General features: G+C 68.6%; 16 protein-coding genes. 9 read left to right on the forward strand and 7 right to left on the reverse strand.

Annotation, left to right across the window (positions count from 1 at the left end; all coding sequences use genetic code 11):
* Nucleotide 1: 1 nt before the first annotated feature.
* The gene (locus ACIGKQ_RS05080; RefSeq protein ID WP_287016031.1) at nt 2–490 is read left to right on the forward strand and encodes a thioesterase family protein; all 489 of its coding nucleotides are present in this window, start codon (nt 2–4) and stop codon (nt 488–490) included.
* Between the two features lie 25 nt (nt 491–515).
* On the opposite strand, the gene ACIGKQ_RS05085 is transcribed toward ACIGKQ_RS05080, so the two are convergent.
* Nucleotides 516–1,949: a DUF349 domain-containing protein gene (locus tag ACIGKQ_RS05085; protein ID WP_372512442.1), complete on the reverse strand. Its 1,434-nt coding sequence runs from the start codon at nt 1,947–1,949 to the stop codon at nt 516–518.
* A 191-nt stretch (nt 1,950–2,140) separates the two neighbouring features.
* Between ACIGKQ_RS05085 and ACIGKQ_RS05090 the strand changes: the two genes are divergently transcribed.
* From ACIGKQ_RS05090 to hflX, 4 genes are all read left to right on the forward strand, one after another.
* Complete coding sequence (locus tag ACIGKQ_RS05090; RefSeq protein WP_235722179.1) at nt 2,141–2,899, forward strand: hypothetical protein; 759 nt, start codon at nt 2,141–2,143, stop codon at nt 2,897–2,899.
* Nucleotides 2,896–3,813 carry a tRNA (adenosine(37)-N6)-dimethylallyltransferase MiaA gene (miaA, locus tag ACIGKQ_RS05095; protein ID WP_396572577.1) on the forward strand — a complete coding sequence of 306 codons (918 nt, stop codon included), beginning with the start codon at nt 2,896–2,898 and terminating at the stop codon, nt 3,811–3,813. The genes ACIGKQ_RS05090 and miaA overlap by 4 nt, the downstream gene beginning before the upstream one ends.
* Before the next feature lie 23 nt (nt 3,814–3,836).
* Nucleotides 3,837–4,760: a diaminopimelate epimerase gene (gene dapF, locus ACIGKQ_RS05100; protein WP_396572578.1), complete on the forward strand. Its 924-nt coding sequence runs from the start codon at nt 3,837–3,839 to the stop codon at nt 4,758–4,760.
* A 78-nt stretch (nt 4,761–4,838) separates the two neighbouring features.
* Entirely contained in the window at nt 4,839–6,347 is a 1,509-nt protein-coding gene (gene hflX / locus ACIGKQ_RS05105) for a GTPase HflX (protein ID WP_235722176.1), read from the forward strand.
* Nucleotides 6,348–6,405: 58 nt separating this feature from the next.
* Here hflX and ACIGKQ_RS05110 read toward each other — a convergent pair whose 3' ends face one another.
* From ACIGKQ_RS05110 to ACIGKQ_RS05125, 4 genes are all read right to left on the reverse strand, one after another.
* A complete protein-coding gene (locus tag ACIGKQ_RS05110) occupies nt 6,406–6,666 on the reverse strand; it encodes an HPr family phosphocarrier protein (protein ID WP_235722175.1) in 261 nt (86 codons plus the stop codon).
* Nucleotides 6,667–6,779: 113 nt separating this feature from the next.
* Nucleotides 6,780–8,849 carry a fructose-specific PTS transporter subunit EIIC gene (locus ACIGKQ_RS05115; RefSeq protein ID WP_235722174.1) on the reverse strand — a complete coding sequence of 690 codons (2,070 nt, stop codon included), beginning with the start codon at nt 8,847–8,849 and terminating at the stop codon, nt 6,780–6,782.
* Between the two features lie 66 nt (nt 8,850–8,915).
* Nucleotides 8,916–9,938: a 1-phosphofructokinase family hexose kinase gene (locus ACIGKQ_RS05120; RefSeq protein WP_396572581.1), complete on the reverse strand. Its 1,023-nt coding sequence runs from the start codon at nt 9,936–9,938 to the stop codon at nt 8,916–8,918.
* A gap of 29 nt (nt 9,939–9,967) precedes the next feature.
* On the reverse strand, nt 9,968–10,738 hold the full coding sequence (locus tag ACIGKQ_RS05125) for a DeoR/GlpR family DNA-binding transcription regulator (RefSeq protein WP_235722172.1): 771 nt from the start codon (nt 10,736–10,738) through the stop codon (nt 9,968–9,970).
* Nucleotides 10,739–10,903: 165 nt separating this feature from the next.
* Here ACIGKQ_RS05125 and ACIGKQ_RS05130 point away from each other — a divergent pair, with 165 nt between their 5' ends.
* Entirely contained in the window at nt 10,904–12,586 is a 1,683-nt protein-coding gene (locus tag ACIGKQ_RS05130) for a phosphoenolpyruvate--protein phosphotransferase (protein ID WP_266062592.1), read from the forward strand.
* 19 nt (nt 12,587–12,605) lie between these two features.
* On the opposite strand, the gene lexA is transcribed toward ACIGKQ_RS05130, so the two are convergent.
* Complete coding sequence (gene lexA, locus ACIGKQ_RS05135; RefSeq protein WP_235722170.1) at nt 12,606–13,382, reverse strand: transcriptional repressor LexA; 777 nt, start codon at nt 13,380–13,382, stop codon at nt 12,606–12,608.
* Nucleotides 13,383–13,944: 562 nt separating this feature from the next.
* On the opposite strand from lexA, the gene ACIGKQ_RS05140 reads away from it, so the two are divergent.
* Both ACIGKQ_RS05140 and nrdR read left to right on the forward strand, forming a co-directional pair.
* Nucleotides 13,945–14,232: a LysM peptidoglycan-binding domain-containing protein gene (locus tag ACIGKQ_RS05140; protein ID WP_396572584.1), complete on the forward strand. Its 288-nt coding sequence runs from the start codon at nt 13,945–13,947 to the stop codon at nt 14,230–14,232.
* 103 nt (nt 14,233–14,335) lie between these two features.
* Nucleotides 14,336–14,848 carry a transcriptional regulator NrdR gene (gene nrdR / locus ACIGKQ_RS05145; RefSeq protein ID WP_266062629.1) on the forward strand — a complete coding sequence of 171 codons (513 nt, stop codon included), beginning with the start codon at nt 14,336–14,338 and terminating at the stop codon, nt 14,846–14,848.
* On the opposite strand, the gene hrpA is transcribed toward nrdR, so the two are convergent.
* Nucleotides 14,841–18,752, reverse strand: a complete 3,912-nt coding sequence (gene hrpA, locus ACIGKQ_RS05150; RefSeq protein WP_396572586.1) for an ATP-dependent RNA helicase HrpA — start codon at nt 18,750–18,752, stop codon at nt 14,841–14,843. The two genes, nrdR and hrpA, sit on opposite strands and share 8 nt — an antisense overlap.
* A 109-nt stretch (nt 18,753–18,861) precedes the next feature.
* Between hrpA and ACIGKQ_RS05155 the strand changes: the two genes are divergently transcribed.
* Nucleotides 18,862–20,091 carry an aspartate aminotransferase family protein gene (locus tag ACIGKQ_RS05155; RefSeq protein ID WP_235722167.1) on the forward strand — a complete coding sequence of 410 codons (1,230 nt, stop codon included), beginning with the start codon at nt 18,862–18,864 and terminating at the stop codon, nt 20,089–20,091.
* The last annotated feature ends 1 nt before the right edge of the window (nt 20,092 follow it).

Here is a 20,092-nt window from a genome sequence, read left to right on the forward strand (position 1 = left end):
CGTGGGCGAGCACACATCCGGCAGACTTCCGAGCGTCGCGGATTATCGCGCGCACGTCACCGAAAAGGTTCGGTACGCCGACACCGATCGCCAAGGTCATGTCAACAACGCCGTGTTCGCGACGTTCCTCGAATCCGGGCGGGTGGCGGTGCTCTACGACCCGCAGGCACCGCTGGCCGGGCCCGGCACCTCATTCGTGATCGCTCGGCTCGAGCTGGACTTTCGTGCCGAGATGACCTGGCCGGGTGACATCGTTGTCGGTACCCGCGTGGCCTCACTCGGTCGCAGTTCCATCGTGCTCGAACAGGGCATATTCCAGGCTGATACGTGCGTCGCGACTGCCACGACCGTCATCGTCGCCTTCGACGACTCCACTCGCCGGTCCCGACCGCTCCCGGAATCCGCCGTGACGATCCTGCGTGCCCTGACCGTGTCGACGGCAGGTGGCTCGACGACGGACGAAACGACGTCGGGTGGGTCGACGAACTGAGCGCCGACCGCCCGGCGTGCGTCCCTCAGCGGTCGGCGATGGCGCTGGCTGCGGCGTCTGCCCACTCTCGCCACTGCGCAGCCTGTTCCCGAAGCTTCACGGCGTCCTTGGCCTTGCCACGGTCATCGGCCTTGCGGGCCTGATCCTCGAGTTGCGCGGCGCGGTCGGCGAATTGTGCGGCGCGCGCCTGTGCCTCCGGATCGGTTCGCTGCCATTGTGCATCCTCCGCGTCGCGGATGCGCTTCTCGAGGGCGCGTGCGCGTCCCTCGAGTGAACCCATCTGATCGCGCGGAACCTTGCCGATCTCGTCCCACTGGTCGCGGAAGGCGCGAAATTCGCGTCGCGCGGCATCGAGGTCGGCGGCCGGGTCGATGGACTTCTCGGCGTGCTCCAACAGTGCCAGCTTCGCGGCCCCGTTTGCCGCGAATTCGTTGTCGCGCTCCGACGTGGCGGCGTTGCGGGCCGAGAAGAACACGTCCTGGGCGGCTTTGAACCGCTGCCACAAAGCGTCGTCGGCGTCGCGCGGTGCGCGTCCGGCGGCCTTCCACTCGGTGAGCAGTTCACGGAAGCGTGCCGAGGTGGCGCCCCAATCGGTGGATGTGGACAGTTCCTCGGCGCGCGTGATCAGCTCTTCCTTGCGGGCCTTCGCGCCCGCTCGTTCACGGTCGAGCTCGGCGAAATGGGCGCCCCGCCGCCGATTGAACGCGTCACGCGCCTTCGCGTAGCGCTTCCACAACGCATCGTCGGTCTTGCGGTCGACACCCTTGATGGACTTCCATTCATCGAGGATGGCCCGCAACCGATCCCCGGCCACCTTCCACTGGGTGGATTCGGCGCCGATGTCCTCGGCCTCGGCGGCCAACGCCTCCTTGCGGGCGATGGCCGTGGCGCGGGCCTGCTCTCGCTCGGCCTTGATCGAGTCGGCCACCTCGTCGGCGCTGCCCACGATCACCGTCAGCCGCTGCTCGAGGGCGGCGACATCACCGATCACTGCGGCGGTCGGTAGCGCATCGAGCAGATGGCGCGCGGCGGTCTGCGCCTTGCGTGGATCACCCGACCGTGCCGCCAGACGTTCCTCGAGGATCTCCACCTCGGTGGCGAGGTCATCGAACTTGCGGGAGAAATGCGCCAGTCCATCCTCGATGGAACCTGCTTGCCAGGAACCGATCTGACGCTCTCCGTCGGTGGTCTTCAGCCACACCACACCGTCGGCGTCGATTCGGCCGAACTCGTGCGGGTCGCCGCACGGTACAGGCGTGGGCACCGGGTGCACATCGGCGGCGCGTGGGCGCGGCCCGGGGCGAGGTCCGGGCTTGGGGCCCGGCTTGGGCATCGGATGCGGCTTGGGCGGGCCCGGGGTCGGCGCGGTCGGCTCGGCGGGTCGGGATGCCGCGGGCTCGACACGCCCCGGATCGGCGCCCCCCGGATCGGCTGGAGTGGGATCTGTCGGATTCGTCATGTGCAGGTGCCCTCTCCCGCAGGTTGATGCCGCGCGCCACGGCTGCCGTCACGTCGAGGCCTGCACCGACGTACCGACGCCACAGGCTGCCCCCATTGAACCAGGTCAGGGTGTGCCGTGTGGGCGCTGCGGTGACATTGCGGCCGGACGCGGTGCGCTGGTGGCCCAACGGGTCGACTAGCGTCGTGAACGTGCTGGCGTCCGTGGTCTTCGTCCCGAGTGCTCCGCTGCTGGTGCCACAGGTCGCGGGGCCGGGCGCCACCGACACCGAGGCGGTACGGGAAGCGACCCGCACGGCCGGTCGGGAACTGGCCGCCGCGGCCACAGAGTTCGTGGCGATCGGCGCGCGCGACGATGATTCGGCGGCCGAGATCGGGGTGGACGGCGACTTCGGACGGTTCGGGGTGCCCATGGCGGTGACACTGCGCCGTCCGGCCGCTGTCGCGGTTCAGTCCGGTACCGCACGCAAGGACACGCTCGATCTGTCGCCGTCGGATCTGCCGCTGTCGATGCTGATCGCGGGGTGGTTACGTGCCGAGTCCGGCATCGAGGCCGTCGAACCGGTCACGGTGGCGCGCGATGCCCTGCCGGCCGACTGTGCGCGGGTGGGCGCCGAACTACGGAGGCGGATAGACGCCGATCCCGGTCGGGTGGGGGTGCTGGTGGTGGCCGACGGCGCTACCGCACTGTCGGCGCGAGCACCTGGTGGCGGCCTGCGACCCGGTGCGGTGGACATGCAGCGACGCATCGACCAAGCCCTGGCGGCTGCCGACACCGACACGCTCGCGGCGTTGGACCCGACGGCATGTGCTCACGCGGGTGTCGCGGGCCGTCCGGCGTGGCAGGTCGCCGCCGCACTGTGTTCGGGTCGGCAGTTCGCCTCGCGGCTCGCCTATCGCGATGCGCCGTTCGGGGTCGGCTACACGGTGGTCACGTGGACGCCGCGATGACCGGTTCCAGCGGGCCCGTTCCGATCGCGATCGTGGGTCCGACGGCGAGCGGCAAATCCGATCTCGCCCTCGACATCGCCGAACACGTCGGCGGCGAGATCGTCAACCTCGATGCGATGCAGCAATACCGCGGGATGGACATCGGTACCGCGAAGGTGCCCGTCGCCGACCGCCGCGGCATCCCTCATCATCAGATCGACGTGCTCGATGTGACCGAGACCGCCACCGTCGCGCGTCACCAACGTGGCGCCGGAGCCGACGTCGACCGCGTGCGGGCCGCGGGACGGGTGCCGGTCCTCGTCGGCGGATCGATGATGTACATCCAGGGCCTGCTCGACGACTGGCGGTTCCCCGCGACCGATCCGCAGGTACGTGGCCGGTACGAGGCGCTGCTCGATGAGATCGGTGTCGCGGCGCTGCACCGGCGTCTGGCCGAGGTGGATCCGGACGCGGCCGCATCCATTCTCGCCACCGACGGTCGGCGTATCGTGCGGGCCCTGGAGGTGGTCGAACTGACCGGCGCGCCGTTCGCGGCGTCGGCGCCGAAGATCGGGGAGCCACGCTGGCACACGCGCATCCTGGCCCTCGACCGGGACACCGCCGATCTCGACGCACGCATCCGGGTGCGCACCCGGCAGATGTTCGCGCTCGGCCTCGTCGACGAGGTGGCGCAGTTGTGTCTGGCCGGTCTGCGCTCGGGGCGCACGGCGTCCCGAGCCATCGGCTATGCGCAGGTCCTCGCCGCGTTGGACGGCGAGTACGACATGGACACCGCCGAGGAGTTGACCTTCATCGGCACGCGCCGGTACGTCCGCAGGCAACGGTCATGGTTTCGACGCGACCACCGCATCACCTGGCTCGACGCCGCCCACGACGATGTGGCGGCGCAAGCCCTGCGGATTGTGGAGGCTTAGGCTTCGCCTCGTACGCTGGTGGGGTGACGGCCACAACCACGGGTGACCAGACGCCCGCCCTGCATTTCGTGAAGGGCCACGGGACCCAGAACGATTTCGTCATCCTGACCGATCCGGCGGCACACCTCGACCTGACCCAAGCCCACGTCGCGGCATTGTGTGACCGGCGGCGTGGAATCGGCGCGGACGGTCTGCTGCGGGTGGTGCGGTCGGCCGCACTGGTGGAACGCGGAGTGCTCGACGCCCTCCCGGATGGGGTCGCGCCCGATGACTGGTTCATGGACTATCGCAACGCCGACGGCTCCATCGCCGAGATGTGCGGAAACGGGGTGCGGGTCTTCGCCCATCACCTGCGCGCCTCCGGTCTGGTCGCCGCGGACCGCTTCACGGTCGGATCACGCGCCGGCGCTCGACCGGTTGTCGTCCATGCCCACGACGCCGTCCACGCCGACGTCACCGTCGAGATGGGGACGGTCCGCCGCGACGGCGACTCGCTGGTGCGAATCGGCGACGACGTCTATTTCGGTGTGATGATCGACGTCGGCAACCCGCACCTGGCCTGCGTGGTACCGGATCTGACCGCGACCGACCTGGCGGCCATCGATTTCTCCGACGGGGTGGTCCTCGAGCCGGATGCGTTCGCGCACGGCGCGAACGTCGAGATCGTGACCGCCCCCGGCACCCCCGACGGCCAGGGCCGGCTACCGGCGTCGATGCGGGTGTTCGAACGCGGTGTCGGGGAGACTCGGAGCTGCGGGACCGGTCTGGTGGCTGCCGGTGCCGCAGTGCTGGCACACCAGGGTGAGTCGGCGGGCACGCTGTGCATCACCGTGCCGGGAGGTCGGGTCGAGGTGGGTATCCGGGCGGACGGTTCCCATCTCCGTGGCCCGTCGATGCTGGTCGCCGAAGGCCACCTGCGGCCGGGATGGGATCGGCCCGCGAGCTGACCGCGGCACCACGTCCGGCCACCGCGCGGAAAACGGGATGCGTCCCGCACGTCGAGCGTGACATCATGGATGTCACCCATGACAGAATCAGCAATCACACCACCACCTCATCCGGCCAACCGAGATCTGGCCGACTCCGATCTGGCCGACCTGCCCGACGCATCCGATGACGGCACCACCGGGCGCGACATCTTGGCGGGGTTGTCCCGACCGACCACCGGTGAGCTCCAGCTCGAGGAACGCGCGTCTCTGCAGCGTGTCGCCGGTCTTTCCACCGAACTCACCGACGTCACCGAGGTCGAGTACCGCCAACTGCGCCTCGAGCGGGTGGTCTTGGTAGGCGTCTGGACCGAGGGCACCGCCGCCCAGGCCCGGGCCAGCATGACCGAACTCGCCGCGCTGGCCGAGACCGCGGGCTCGCAGGTACTCGACGCGTTGATCCAGCGACGTTCGCGGCCCGACTCGGCCACCTACATCGGTTCGGGAAAGGCCGACGAACTGCGCGCGGCCGTCTTGGAGACGGGTGCGGACACGGTGATCTGCGATGGTGAACTCACCCCGGCACAGCTGACCGCCCTGGAGAAGGTGGTCAAGGTCAAAGTCATCGACCGTACCGCGCTGATCCTCGACATTTTCGCGCAGCACGCGACTTCGCGGGAAGGCAAGGCCCAGGTGTCGCTGGCACAGATGGAATACATGCTCCCGCGACTGCGTGGTTGGGGTGAGTCGATGTCGCGGCAGGCCGGCGGTCGTGCCGGCAGCAACGGTGGTGTCGGTCTGCGTGGACCGGGTGAGACGAAGATCGAGACCGACCGCAGGCGGATTCGCGAACGGATGGCCAAGTTGCGCCGCGAGATCCGCGCGATGAAGAAGTCCCGCACGGTGATGCGTGCGGCCCGCGAGCGCAACGAGATTCCGCGGCTCACCGTGGCCGGCTACACCAACGCGGGTAAGTCCAGCCTGGTCAATGCGATGACCGGCTCGGGTGTCCTGGTGCAGGATGCGCTGTTCGCCACCCTGGATCCGACCACCCGCCGCGCCACACTCGATGATGGTCGAGCAGTGGTGTTCACCGACACCGTCGGGTTCGTCCGACATCTGCCCACACAGCTGGTCGAGGCGTTCCGGTCGACTCTGGAAGAAGTGGTGGACGCTGATCTGCTGCTCCACGTCGTCGACGGTGCCGACCCGTTCCCGGTCGAGCAGATCTCCGCGGTGCGCCGCGTCATCAACGAGGTCGTCGCCGAGGAGGGTGCCACCGCGCCGCCCGAACTGTTGGTGGTCAACAAGATCGACGCAATCGATGCCACCCGGATGGCGGAGTTGCGGGGCGCGCTCGGCGACGCGGTGTTCGTGTCCGCGCGCACCGGCGAAGGTTTGCCGGAACTGTTCGAGCAGGTGCGCGAGTTCATCGGTCGGTCCGACGTGGAACTGACCATCGACGTGCCCTACACCCGTGGCGACCTCATCTCGCGTATCCACGAGGAGGGTGAGGTGCTGACCAGCGAGCACACCGCCGACGGCACCACCATGCGGGTCCGGGTCCCGGCCGCGTTCGCGGGCATCCTGGAGCCATTGCGGGCCTGACCGGACAGCAGACGGCCCCGCCGCAGGTCATGCGACGGGGCCGTGGTCGACGTTGCGGTCAGTCTGCGTCGAGATCCTTGGCGACAAGTGCGGCGATCGCGTCGAGGGTGCTCTGATCGTCGGCGGTCACCACCACCTCGGTACCCTTCTCCGCCCCCAGGGTCATGATCATCAGCGCCGAACCGGCATCCACCGGGTCACCGCCCTCGAGTGACAGAGTGACGGTGGCGCCGGTGTCGGCCACCGCCTCGGCGATGATCGTCGCGGGACGGGCGTGCAGGCCGACGGCCGAGCCGACGGTGACTGTGGTGCTGGGCATTGGTGATACTCCTTTGCTTGTGGGTTCAAATCTCGAGCCGGGTGCGTTGCAGTCGGGATCGTCGCGGTCGGGAATGTTGCGGTCGATGTCGACTGAGTCTGCCCGAACAGCGCTCAAGCGGGGACGGTTTGGACGTCTTCGAAGCGTCCGGCGTGTTGCCGGTTGGCATGCCACTGCTTGGCTGTGATGACGGCGAACGCGCTCAGGACGGTTCCGGCGGCCAGGGCGACGAGGAACAGAATCCAGTTGTTCATGGCGAAGAACACGAAGATACCGCCGTGCGGTGCGCGCAGTTCGACACCGAATGCCATCACCAGGCCGCCCGCGAGCGCTCCGCCGGCCATCATCGAGGGGATCACCCGGAACGGGTCGGTGGCGGCGAACGGGATGGCTCCCTCGGAGATGAACGAGGCGCCGAGCAGCCATGCGGCCTTGCCGTTCTCACGCTCGGGCTCGGTGAACAGCTGCGGACGCAGCACCGTGGCCAGTGCCATGGCCAGCGGCGGCACCATGCCGGCACACATCACCGCCGCCATGATCTGCAGCTGTGCGGGTCCGCCGATGGCCAGGCCGGTGGTGGCGAACAGATAGGCCGCCTTGTTGACGGGTCCACCGAGGTCGAAGCACATCATCAGGCCGAGGACCACGCCCAACACCACTGCGGAGCCTCCCGACATGCTGTTGAGTGCGTCGGTCATCTGGTCGGTCACCCAGGCCAGCGGCTTGCCGAGGAGCATGTAGAGCAGCACGCCGATCACCATGCTGCCCAGCAGTGGGATGATGACCACCGGTTGCAGTCCGCGTGCCCACTGCGGCAACGGGATCCGGGCGATCCACAAGCACACGACACCGGCGATGAGGCCGCCGACCAGTCCGCCGATGAAGCTCGCGCCCACGGCGACCGAGACCAGGCCGGCCACGAATCCCGGCGCGATGCCCGGTCGGTCGGCGATGGCGAACGAGATGTAGCCGGCCAACACCGGGACCAGCATGCCCATGGCCAGCGAGCCGACTGCGAAGAGTACGGCGCCGATGTACTGGCCGACTCCGCCGGCCGGGAGGTCCCAGAGACTGTTGTTCAGTGCGATGAAAGCGCCGTCGGACAGTGAGCCGGCTTCATCGAGGGTGCTGTTGGCGATCTCGTAACCGCCGAGGAAGGGCAGGAAGCCCAATGCGATGAGCAAGCCGCCGGCCGCGACGAACGGGATCATGTAGCTCACACCCGTCATCAGCGCCTGTCGGACCTGGCCGCCGAGACCGACGCCCGCAGTCCCGGATGCCTCCGTTTCGGCGCCGTCGTCGTCGGCGGCGCCGCTGACCACGGTCGCCGACGGATTCTTCGACGCGGCAACCGCTTCGGCGATCATCGCGTCGGGTTCGTTGATCGCGCGTTTGACGCCCGAGGCGACCACGGGTTTGCCGCGGAAACGATCCTTGCCCTTCACCCCGACATCGGTGGCGAAGATCACGGCGTCGGCATCGGCGATGACCTGGGGATCGAACGAGGTGGTCGCCGAGGAACCCTGGGTTTCCACGTGGAAGTCGACGTCGGCGCGTTCGGCCGCGTACTTGAGTGCGTCGGCGGCCATGTAGGTGTGGGCGATACCGGTGGGGCAGGCGGTGATCGCCACGACAGACGGCCGTCGGTCGGCGTCGCCGGCGTCTGGTGCCGTGGGCGTTGTCTCGGGGGTCGCCACCGTGGATGTCGCCGCCGGCGTCTGGGTGGGCTGCGGGTTGATGGCCTCGTCGACGAGTTGTACGACGCGCTCGTCGCTGTCGGCCGCCCGCAGCGAGTCGACGAACTCCGGACGCACCAGCGACCGGGCCAGCGAGCTGAGCAGCTTCATGTGCTCGGAGGCGCCGCCTTCGGGTGCGGCGATGAGGAACACCAGGTCGGCGGGACCGTCCGGGGCGCCGAAGTCGACCTTTCGCGACAGGCGCGCCATCGCGAGGGAGGCTGCGGTGACCGACGCGGCGCGCGCGTGCGGGATCGCGATTCCGCCGGGCAGTCCGGTGGCGGACTTGGCCTCGCGATCGAGCGCGCCGCGGGCCAGCACGGTGGCGTCGGTGGTGCGGCCGGCCGAGGCCAGCCGATCGGCGAGGTAACCGATCACGGCCGCCGGGTCGTCGCCGGCGTCCACGTCGAGGCTCACCGTCTGTGGGGTGATGATCTGTTCTGACATGGGTTTTCCTTCGTGCGGGTGCTTGTCGGAAGGTGGATTTGCTTCGGTGTCAACGCAAGGGGATCGTCAACCTGCACTGGCGGCCCCGGTGAGGTCGGTGACGGAGACGTTGTCCGGATCGATCTGATCGGGATAGGGCGGTTGAGTGCCGGCCAGAGCGGTGGCCGCAGAGCCGTACGCCACGGCCATCCGGAGCCGTTCGGGTTCTTCGGCACCACTGCATTCGGCGATGAGATAACCGGTGAGGGCAGCGTCGCCGGCGCCGACGGTGCTGCGCGGCACGATGGGCGGTGGGGTCGCGAACCATGCGCCTGTCGAGGTGACCAACAGGGCGCCGGCGGCGCCGAGAGTGGCGAGGATCGCCGCCCCGGTGCGGTGCGCCAGCACGGTGGCGGCGGCGATCAGGGGAGCGTGGTCGCCACGCGCAGATGCCGTCGACAACTCCGCCGGGTCGACACCGGTGGCCTCGGCGAGCTCTTCCTCATTGGGCTTGAGGAGATCGACCGGCCCGGTGACCGCCGCGGCGAGCGGAGCGCCGGAGGTGTCCACCGCCACCCGGCAACCCGTATCGGCAAGTGCGTCGACGACCGTGCGGTACCAGTTGTGCGGCAGCCCCGGCGGCAGCGAGCCGCACAACGCCACCCAGCGGGCATCGTTGGCATTGGCGAGGACCAGCTCGGTCAGTTCGGCGGCCGACGCGTCGTCGAGCACGAAACCGGGTGCGTTGACCTTCGTGGTGGTGCCGTCGGGGTCGACGATGGTGACGTTGGACCGGACCTCACCGTCGATCGCGAGTGTCAGGTAGGGCAACGCGACCGAGTCGAGCGCCGCGAGCAGCGGGTCACCGGCGCGCGCCGGGAGCAGTGCCCGCGTTCCGATACCCGCAGCGGATGCCACCCGGGCGACGTTGACGCCCTTGCCGCCCGGTTCGGTGCGGACGTTGCTCGCACGCTGGACCGCGCCATGGCTCAACGGCGCGGTCAGTTCCAGCGTCCGGTCCAGACTCGGATTTGCTGTCACGGTCACGATCGCCGGCGAACGGCCGGGGTCGACCCGGCCGGCGGCCGAAGCCGGGTGGGGGTCTGTCATGGATTCCCTCTCCGTGGTGTGGTCGGTGATCACGCGATCACCGTCTCGATGCCGTGGTCGGCGAGTGCCCCCGCGAAGTCGGGGTCGATACCGGTGTCGGTGATCAGTACGTCGATGTCGGCGAGCGCGGCGAAGGACGTGAGATCTTCATGGCCCGCCTTCGACGAGTCCGCCAGAACGACGACGCGGTGGGCGGAACGGACGATCGCCGACTTGATCGCTGCCTCGTCCGGATCCGGGGTGGACAGACCGTGGGCGATGCTGATGCCGTTGGTGCCGACGAAGGCCGTGGTGATGCGCAGCCGTTCGAGTGCGGCGACGGTGTCGGCGCCGACCATCGCCTGGGTGAGTCCGCGGACTCGGCCGCCGAGCACATGCAGGGTCTCGGCGCCCTGTGCGGCCAGGGCGCCGGCGATGGGAATGCTGTGGGTCATCAACGTCAGTCGGCGGTCACGGGGGAGTGCGAGGGCGGCCTGGTAGGTGGTGGTGCCGGCGTCGATGAACACCGACCCGCCGTCGGGTGGGAGGAAGCGCGACGCGGCCGCACCGATCGCGAGCTTCTGGTCGGTGTGCGACATCAGGCGTTCGTCGATGCCCTGTTCGCCGACGACCGGCGTCGCGCCGGGACGTACGGCGCCACCATGGACGCGCTGGAGGTGTCCGTTGCGTTCCAGCACAGCGAGATCGCGGCGGACGGTCTCGCTCGTCACGTCGAACAACGAGGCCAAAGCGGTGACCGAGGCGCGGCCGTTGACCCGTACCTGGTTGGCGATCGCCTGCTGACGTTCTTCCGCGTACACGATGTCCTCGTCTGTTGATTTGATTGGCTTTGGATGTGGGTATATCTGTGTTTACGCCTGTTTATGTTGACAAGTCAAGGTTTTCTTGTAACTTGGATCACAACGGTGACCAGTGGATCGTGGCGGCACACCGTGGCCCAGCCCGTCGGACAAGTGAGGATCTCGGTGGAGCACACACACGTACTGAACGGAACGCCGGTCGTCGGCGGACACGCCTACGGGCCCGCGATCTGGCCGGGTGAGCGTCCGGTGTATGACCCGGCCGTCGCCGCCCCAGTCCTCGAGGACGAACGCGACGTGGAGATCAAGCGGTTCACCGACGCGGCGGCCGCGGTCGCGGGGAGGCTGCGGGAGCGGGCATCACACGCCTCGGGTGCCGCGGCGGAGGTGTTGTCGGCGACGGCGGGTCTCGCCGAGGACCGCGGGTGGACCGGCGCGGCCTCGAAACTCATCACGACAGGGACGCCAGCGCCGGCGGCAGCGGTCGCCGCGACCGACCAGTTCGCGGAGATGTTCACCAAGCTCGGCGGCCTCATGGCCGAGCGCGTCACGGATCTCAACGATGTCCGGGACCGCGTGGTCGCCGAACTACTGGGAGTCCCCGAACCCGGGGTTCCGGAACCCGCCGAACCGTCTGTGCTGTTGGCCGACGATCTTGCTCCGGCCGACACGGCGGGACTGGACCCGACAAAGGTCACCGCGCTGGTCACACGGCTGGGCGGCCCGACCAGTCACACCGCGATCATCGCGCGACAACTCGGGATTCCGTGTGTGGTGGCGGTATCCGGCCTCGGTGAGGTGGCCGCCGGGACGACGGTGCTGGTCGACGGTACCGCGGGCACCCTGGAGGTCGAGCCGGATCCCGACGACGCCGCCGCGCGCGTGGCCGAGAGCCGGCGGATGGCGGAATTGGTGGCGGCCTGGGCCGGACCGGGAGTGACCGCCGACGGGCGACCGATCGCGGTCCTCGCCAATGTCGCCGATGGCACGTCGGCCCGGTCGGCGACCTCCCACCCGGTAGAGGGTGTCGGCCTGTTCCGTACGGAGTTGGCGTTTCTCGACCGCGCGGACGAGCCCTCGGTGGAGGAGCAGACGCGGCTCTATCGCGAGGTGCTCGACGCCTTCGAGGGGCGCAAGGTGGTGATCCGGACCCTCGATGCGGGCTCCGACAAGCCGCTGAAGTTCGTCACGCAGATCGAGGAGACCAATCCGGCACTCGGCGTGCGTGGCAACCGGATCGTCGATGCTCATCCGGGCATCCGGGCGGCCCAGCTCGACGCGATCGCGGCAGCCGCCGACGGACATCAACCGACGCCGTGGGTGATGGCGCCGATGATCGCCTCGGCGACCGAGGCCGCGGAGTTCGCCGGGGAGGTACGCCGACGCGGACTGATCGCCGGTGTGATGATCGAGGTGCCGGCGGCAGCGATCCTCGCCGAATCGATCCTGGCGGAGGTCGACTTCGTGTCGATCGGAACCAACGACCTGACCCAGTACACGATGGCCGCCGACCGGATGTCGGCGGAGCTCGCCGCTCTCACCGATCCCTGGCAGCCCGCGGTGCTCACCCTTATCGCCGGCGTGGCGCGTGCCGGTCAGGCCGCCGACAAACCCGTCGGGGTCTGCGGCGAGGCGGCAGCCGATCCGTTGCTCGCGTGTGTGCTGGTCGGACTCGGGGTCACGTCCCTGTCGACTGCGCCCGCGGCCTCGGCCGCGGTCGGCGCCAGGCTTGCGGAGGTGACCGTCGAGCAATGTCGTGCGGCCGCCGAGGCTGCCCTGGCGACGGCCGAACCCGCCGCGGCGCGTGCTGCTGCGACTGCGGTGCTGGCCGGCGCAGTGGTCGGCTGAGCGGCCGGCCCGCTCGGGTTCAGACCCGGCGCATCACGGTGACGACCTTGCCGAGAATGGCGGCGTCATCGCCCGAGATCGGGTCGAACAGATCGTTGTGCGGCATCAGCCAGACGTGGCCGTCCTTGCGCTTGAAGGTCTTGACCGTGGCCTCGCCGTCGATCATCGCTGCCACGATGTCGCCGTTGTCGGCGACACTCTGCTGGCGTACGACCACCCAGTCGCCGTCGCATATCGCCGCGTCGATCATCGACTCGCCGACCACGCGGAGCAGGAACAGTGAGCCCTCACCGACGAGTTCGCGGGGCAGCGGGAACACGTCCTCGACGGCTTCCTCGGCGAGAATGGGTCCACCCGCGGCGATCCGGCCGAGGACCGGTACGAACGTCGGGGTGGGCAACTGCGCGCCATCGCCCGATGCGGCCGTACCGCCCGGTGGGATGTGCTGGTCGCCGTCTTGGATGTTGACCGCGCGTGGGCGGTTGTGGTCGCGCTTGAGTAGACCTTTGCGTTCCAGGGTCCGCAGCTGGTGGGCCACCGACGACGTCGAGGTGAGGCCGACGGCATCGCCGATCTCCCGGATGCTCGGCGGATATCCGCGCTCGCGGACCGAGGCGCGGATGTACTCGAGGACGCCTCGCTGACGAGGGGTCAGGCTAGCCTCGACGACTTCCGGATCGGCGACCGCGCTATCCGATGCCTCCGTATCGGCTCCGGTCGGCGCCTGCGCCTCGGGTTTCGGCTTGCTGCTGATCCCGCGGGACGCGCCGCGCCGCCCGCCGGCTTTGTCGCTCATCGGTCGAGTCCTTCCTGTCGCCGAAACCGGCAGTGGCCGATTACGGGTTGCCGGTCTGGATCGAAAAACTGCTGGTCTGTTCGGGGAGACTGCTCGGCTGGTTCGGAGCTGCTGTTCAGGGCCCATCCACGCACGTCACCATGTCGCCGACAGTAGCCGAACATTTTGACATGTTCAAACATGTGTTCGACGTGTGTCGAGACATTGTCGGACCCACGTGCTACAAATCGAACATGCGTTCTCTCGAACACATGAGCGACGTGCGTTCGAGAGGCGCCCGAGGTTCGATCCGACTCGTTCCCAGGAGGACACGATGAGCACAGCGACCCTTCATCGGCAGACGCAGTACGCACCGGCTGCGTCCCCGATGCACCCGGCATCCGGGCGCCCTGCAGACGTCCCGACGCGCGACAGAGTCCCGGCCGGGCATGTCTCCCGACCGCGGCGGCGGGGGCGATATGACTCCACTGGGCCCACGAGGCGTCGACCGGGCGGGTCCGGTGCCCCCGCGGCACGGGTGTCGGGGACGAGTTGTGCGTCGCCGGGAGTCGACCGTAGGTTCGTGCGTCGACGCGCGACGGTCGCAGCCGTGGTGCTCGGTGGGGCGCTCGCGGTGCTGGTGTGGGCGGTCGCCATCGTCGGCTCCAACTATGCCGCGTCGGTGCAACCGAGCCCTACCGGGACCGAGGTGGTCCACGTGCGGCAGGGTGATTCGTTGAGCTCCATCGCCGATCGCATCGCGCCGGATGTGCCACGCCAGGCCGTCATCGAGCAGATCGTCGAACGCAACAAACTCGCCGGCTCCGGCCTGCGGGTGGGGCAGGCTTTGATCGCACCCGCATACAGCTGAGGGCCTGACGGTATCCTCGATGGCACAGGGTCCGGCCGGGAACCGGCACGGCGTGACGGGTGACCGGTACGCCGGTGTGTCCAGAGACGTGCGTGAGGACGACATGCGCTGCCCGTTTTGCAAGAACGAAGACACCAAGGTCATCGACTCGCGTGTCGCCGACGAGGGGCAGGCGATCCGACGGCGCCGTTCGTGTGCGGAGTGCGGTCGCCGATTCTCCACCGTCGAGAGTGCCGTGCTGTCGGTCGCCAAACGCAACGGGGTCACCGAGCCGTTCAGTCGGGAGAAGGTGATGCGCGGGGTTCGTCGGGCCTGCCAGGGCCGAGACGTCGCCGAGGACGCGCTCGCCAAGTTGGCCCAGCAGGTCGAGGATGCGGTCCGCGCATCGGGATCGGCCGAGATTCCCAGCAATGAGGTGGGGTTGGCGATCCTCGGTCCGCTGCGTGATCTCGACGAGGTGGCCTATCTGCGCTTCGCCTCGGTCTACCGGTCATTCGACTCGCTGGAGGACTTTCAGCGAGAGATCGACGACCTGCAGGGCAATCTCACCCACCGCTCCGAGGCCGATTCCGGGGTGGTTGATGAGCGGGTCAGCGTCACCGACGGTCTCAGCTGAACTGATCGAGGGCGCGGATCGCCCGCTTCTCCGAGATCGGCCGTGCGGTGCCCAACCGCTGCGCGAACAGTCCCACCCGCAGTTCCTCGACAAGCCAGTGCGCGTGTTCGTCGAACGCATCCCGGCGCGCCGCAGCGAGGTGCGTTGCACGCTGATTCCAATGCGTCACAACACGATCGATGGATGCCAGGGCGGTACTGTCGCGGCCGGCAGCTGCGGGCAACTCCGTGAGGCGAACGGTCGCGGCCTCGAGGTAGCGCGGCACATGGACAAGGCGGTCGTGCGGGGTCGCGACGACGAATCCGTCGAAGACCAGATTGTCCAACTGCTCGGCGACGTCATCGGCGGCCACCGAGCCGCTGAGCCGGTCCATCTGCGCGCGCAGTGGGGCCACGCGGCGGAGCACGTCAACGCTCAGGGTGAAGTAATCGGGAGCCTGTTGCGCCACCCGGGGGCGCAGATCGTCGCGGAGTCGCCGGAATTCGGTCGCCGATCGCACGGCACGAAGGTTCCGGTCTGCCGCGAGGTCGCGGATGGCGCGTCGGGTGCAGTCGCCCACGAGATGTTCGACATCGCGGTAGGGGCTCTGACTCATCGCCAACCGACCGGCGGCATCAAGGGTCGCGGTGATCTTGCGGGTCAGCGGTGGGATGGTCAGGTCGAGGAGTGCCACCACCGCTGCGCTGTGACGGCGGTCGCGTTCGGCCTCGGTGCTCGGCTCGACTCGGGTCACCCCAACCGTCCGGCCGGCTGCGTCACGAACAGCGTCGAGTCCCACATAATGGGTTATCTGCTGTCCGGCAACAGTTGTCGTCACCGTGGGCGGTAGCTCGCCGATGCCGGTGGCGGTCCAGTCCGTGACGACCTCGACGGGCCGGGCGGCCTCGTGCGACCCGTCGAACTCCTGCTTCAGCCGGTGCAGCGACTTCCCGGTCGTGAGCACGGTGCCGTCACGGTCGACCACGGCAAAATTCATCGTGAGGTGGGGTGGAATCCGCTCGGGTGCGAAGTCGTCGGGAGACACCGTCATGGTCGTGATCGTCGACAGTTCGCGGGCGAGGCCGGCGACGAGGGGCTCGGCGCGCGGTGTCAATCGGGACAACGCGAGATCGGCGAAACGCTGCGCCGGCGCCATCGACTTGCGTAGCGACTTGGGGAGTGACCGGACGAGTTCGGTCGCGAGCTCGCTGCGCAGGCCCGGAACCGACCAGTCGAAGCCTGCCGGCCGCACATGGTCGAGCAGCGGCCGCGGGATCACCACGGTGACACCGTCATCGGGCGCACCCGGTTCGAACCGGTACCGCAGCTCGAGGCGGGTTTCGCCCTGCTGCCAGGCGCCGGGGAAGTCGGTGTCGGCGACAGCGACGTCGGTGGCCACATCCTCCGGGCGGAGATCGAGCAGGTCTGGCTGCGCGCGCCGGGCCTTCTTCCACCAGCTGTCAAAATGTCGGGCCGAGACGACCTCGTCACCGATACGCGCGTCGTAGAAGTCGAACAGTTGCTGTTCGCTGATCACCACATCGCGACGCCGTGCACGGTGTTCCACATCGGCCGCGGCCTCGAGCAGAGCACGGTTGTTGTGGAAGAACGTGTGCTCGGTGCGCCAGTCACCCTCGACGAGGGCGTGACGGATGAACATCTCTCGTGCGGTCGGTGGATCAATGGGCCCGAACTGCACCCGGCGTCGTGCCACCAGCGGGACGCCATAGAGCGTCACCCGCTCGTAGGCCAACGCGGCGCCACGTTTCGCCGACCAGTGCGGCTCGCTGTAGCTGCGGCGAACCAGATCTCCGGCGAGTTGCTCGACCCACAGCGGATCGATCGCCGCCACCGTGTGCGCGAACAGCCGGGAGGTCTCCACGAGCTCGGCGGCCATCAGGAACGCGGGCGGCTTCCGGGCCAGCGCCGAACCCGGGAAGATCGCCATGGTGGTGTTGCGTGCGCCCAGGTATTCGCGTGAATCACCCTGCCGCACGGCTATGTTGCCCAGCAGGCCGGCCAAGATGGCGCGGTGGATGGCATCGGCATCGCGTTCGGTTGCCGGAACAGACCAGTCGAGGTCGGTCACCACCCGGGTCAGCTGTCGATGCAGTTCCTGCCATTCCCGGATCCGCAGAAAGTGAAGGAACTCGCGTTCGCAGAGTCTCCGGAACTGATTCCCGGACAGCTCTTTGCGGCGCTCGGTCAGATACGACCAGAGCTCGAGGTGGGCCAGGAACTCCGAGCCCGGCACGGCGAACCGCCGGTGAGCGGCGTCGGCTGCCTCGCGCTGGTCGGCAGGGCGCTCGCGCACATCAGGAATCGACAGCGCCGCGGCGATGACCAGAACATGGTCGAGGCACCCGCCGTCACGCGCCGCGATGAGCATGCGGGCCAGTCGTGGATCCACCGGGATGCGGGCCATCTGGCGGCCGACCTGGGTGAGCACGGGTTCGTGGTCGTCGCGTTGCGTCTCGTGTATTGCGCCGAGCTCGGTGAGCACGGCCATGCCGTCGCGGATTGCGCGAGCGTCCGGGGGTTGGACGAACGGGAACTGCGAGACGTCGCCGATGCGCAAGGAGGCCATCTGCAGGATGACCGCGGCGAGGTTTGTGCGCAGGATCTCCGGATCGGTGAACGCGGCGCGGGCGTCGAAATCCTCCTCCGCGTAGAGCCGGATGCACACGCCCGGCGCCACGCGGCCGCACCGTCCCGCACGCTGGCGGGCACTGGCCTGTGAGATCGCTTCCACCGGAAGTCGGTTCACCTTGGACCGGGTGGAGTAGCGGGAGATTCGCGCGGTGCCGGGGTCGATCACGTAGCGGATGCCCGGGACGGTCAACGAGGTCTCGGCGACATTGGTGGCAAGCACGATGCGGTGTCCCGACGACGGCACGAACACCCGTTGCTGATCGGCGATGGACAGACGGGCGAACAGGGGCACGATCTCGGCCCCGGCCGAGGCACGATGCCGCAGTGCATCGGCCGTCTCGCGGATGTCACGTTCGGTCGGCAGGAACACCAGGATGTCGCCGCTGCGCCGACCGGCCCACAACTCGCCGACCGCGGCGTCGATCGCCTGTGCCTGATCGAGGTCGCGATGGTCACTGTCCGGGTCGCGTGCGTCACCGAACGGCCGATAGCGGACCTCCACGGGGTAGGTCCGACCGGACACCTCGAGAATCGGCACCTCTGCGCCGTCGACGGCGTCCGCGAAATGCCGGGCGAACCGATCCGGCTCGATCGTGGCAGAGGTGATGATCACCTTGAGGTCACGGCGTCGGGGCAGTAGCCGGCGGAGGTAGCCGAGGATGAAATCGATGTTCAGACTGCGTTCGTGGGCCTCGTCGATGATCAGCGTGTCGTAGCTGCGCAGCAACGGGTCGCCGGCGATCTCGCGGAGCAGGATGCCGTCGGTCATGACCTTGACCATGGTGTCGGCGCCGGCACGGTCGGTGAAGCGCACGGAGTAGCCGATCGCGTCGCCGATCTGCGACGCGGTTTCGTCGGCGATGCGACGCGCTACCGAACTCGCCGCGATCCGGCGAGGTTGGGTGTGCCCGATCGCGCCGCGCACTCCACGGCCGAGTTCCAGACAGATCTTGGGAAGCTGCGTCGTCTTACCCGAACCGGTCTCGCCCGCCACGACCACCACCTGATGCTCGGCGATGGCGCCGGCGATGGCGGAGCGCGCCTCGGATATGGGCAGTTCGGGCGGGAACTCGAGTAGCGGGAGCGATGCGCGCCGTCGGTCCACACGTGATTGTGCCGAAGCCACGTCCGCGGCGAGCCGCTGCCAAGCCGTGGCCCCGGGATGGCGCCCGAGCTTGTCGATCCGGCGGCGCAGCCGGTGTGCATCGACGATGGTCAGTTCATCGAGCGTGTCGAGCAGCGCGCGGCGGTCTGCGGAAGTCGGTGCGGACATGATGCATACAGGATATGGGGTGGCCACGAGTGGGGGCGCGCACGTCCGCATCATCGGCGCCGGACGACCTGCGTCCTCCGGCGATGCCGACGACCGGCATGATTGAGCCATGGCAGGCTCACTTTGGCATGGATTCGCCGACATGGGATCGGTCACCGCGAACGGACCGTTCGTGGTGACCCGCGGAAGCGGTACCCGGATCTGGGACGGACAGGGACGCGAGTACCTCGACGCGACCGCCGGTCTGTGGTTCACCAACATCGGCCATGGGCGCACCGAGGTCGCTGACGCCGTGGCCGACCAGCTGGGCCGGCTCGCGCATTACTCCGGCTTCGGTGACCTCACCGCGGACGTGACCGCCGAGCTCGCCGAACGGTTGGCCGGGATCGCTCCGGTAGCCGGTAGCAAGATCTTCTTCACCTCCGGTGGCAGCGATTCGGTGGACACCGCGGCCAAACTGGCCCGGCGGTACTGGCACGAGGTGGGCAAGCCGGAGAAGAACATCGTCGTCGGCCGCACCAAGGCCTACCACGGAATGCACGTCGCCGGAACCGCGCTCGCCGGAATCGGGGTGAACCGCGAGGGCTACGGGGAGCTGATGGCGGATGCGGAGACCGTGGAGTGGGACAACGCCAAGAGCCTGCTCGGTCTGATCGAGCGAGTCGGGGCGGAGCGGGTCGCGGCGTTCTTCTGTGAGCCGATCATCGGTGCCGGCGGGATCTATCTGCCGCCGGAGGGATATCTCGCCGAGGTACGCCAGATCTGCCGCGATCACGATGTGTTGTTCGTCGCCGACGAGGTGGTCACCGGTTTCGGCCGCATCGGTGGGCAGTCATGGTTCGCCTCGTCGCGATTCGATCTGGCGCCGGACATGATGACCACCGCGAAGGGGTTGACGTCGGGGTACGTCCCAATGGGGGCGGTGTTCATCGCACCGCATGTTGCCGAGCCCTTCTACGCCGGCGGTACCTGGTGGCGGCACGGCTACACCTACGGCGGGCACGCCGGTGCCGCGGCGGCAGCGATGGCCAACCTCGACATCATCGAACGCGAAGGTTTGCTGGCGGAGGCTGCGCGGCTGGAGGCGGATCTGGCCGCGCTGTTGAGCCCGTTGGCGCAGTTGGACGCCGTCGCCGAAGTGCGGACCGGGTTGGGTGCGGTCACCGCGGTGCAGCTCGCCGATCCGGCGCAGGCGCTGCCGATGGTGGGCCGGTTGCGCGAGCACGGTGTGAGCGGGCGGGCCGCGGGTCAGGGCGCCTTGCAGATCTCCCCGGCCTTCGTCATGACCACCGACGAGGTCGGTGAACTGGCCGAGCGGATGCGCGCGGCGTTGTCCTGAG

Origin of the sequence: Gordonia sp. NPDC062954 (genome assembly GCF_044543825.1) — a bacterium.
Taxonomy (GTDB): Bacteria; Actinomycetota; Actinomycetes; order Mycobacteriales; family Mycobacteriaceae; genus Gordonia; species Gordonia tangerina.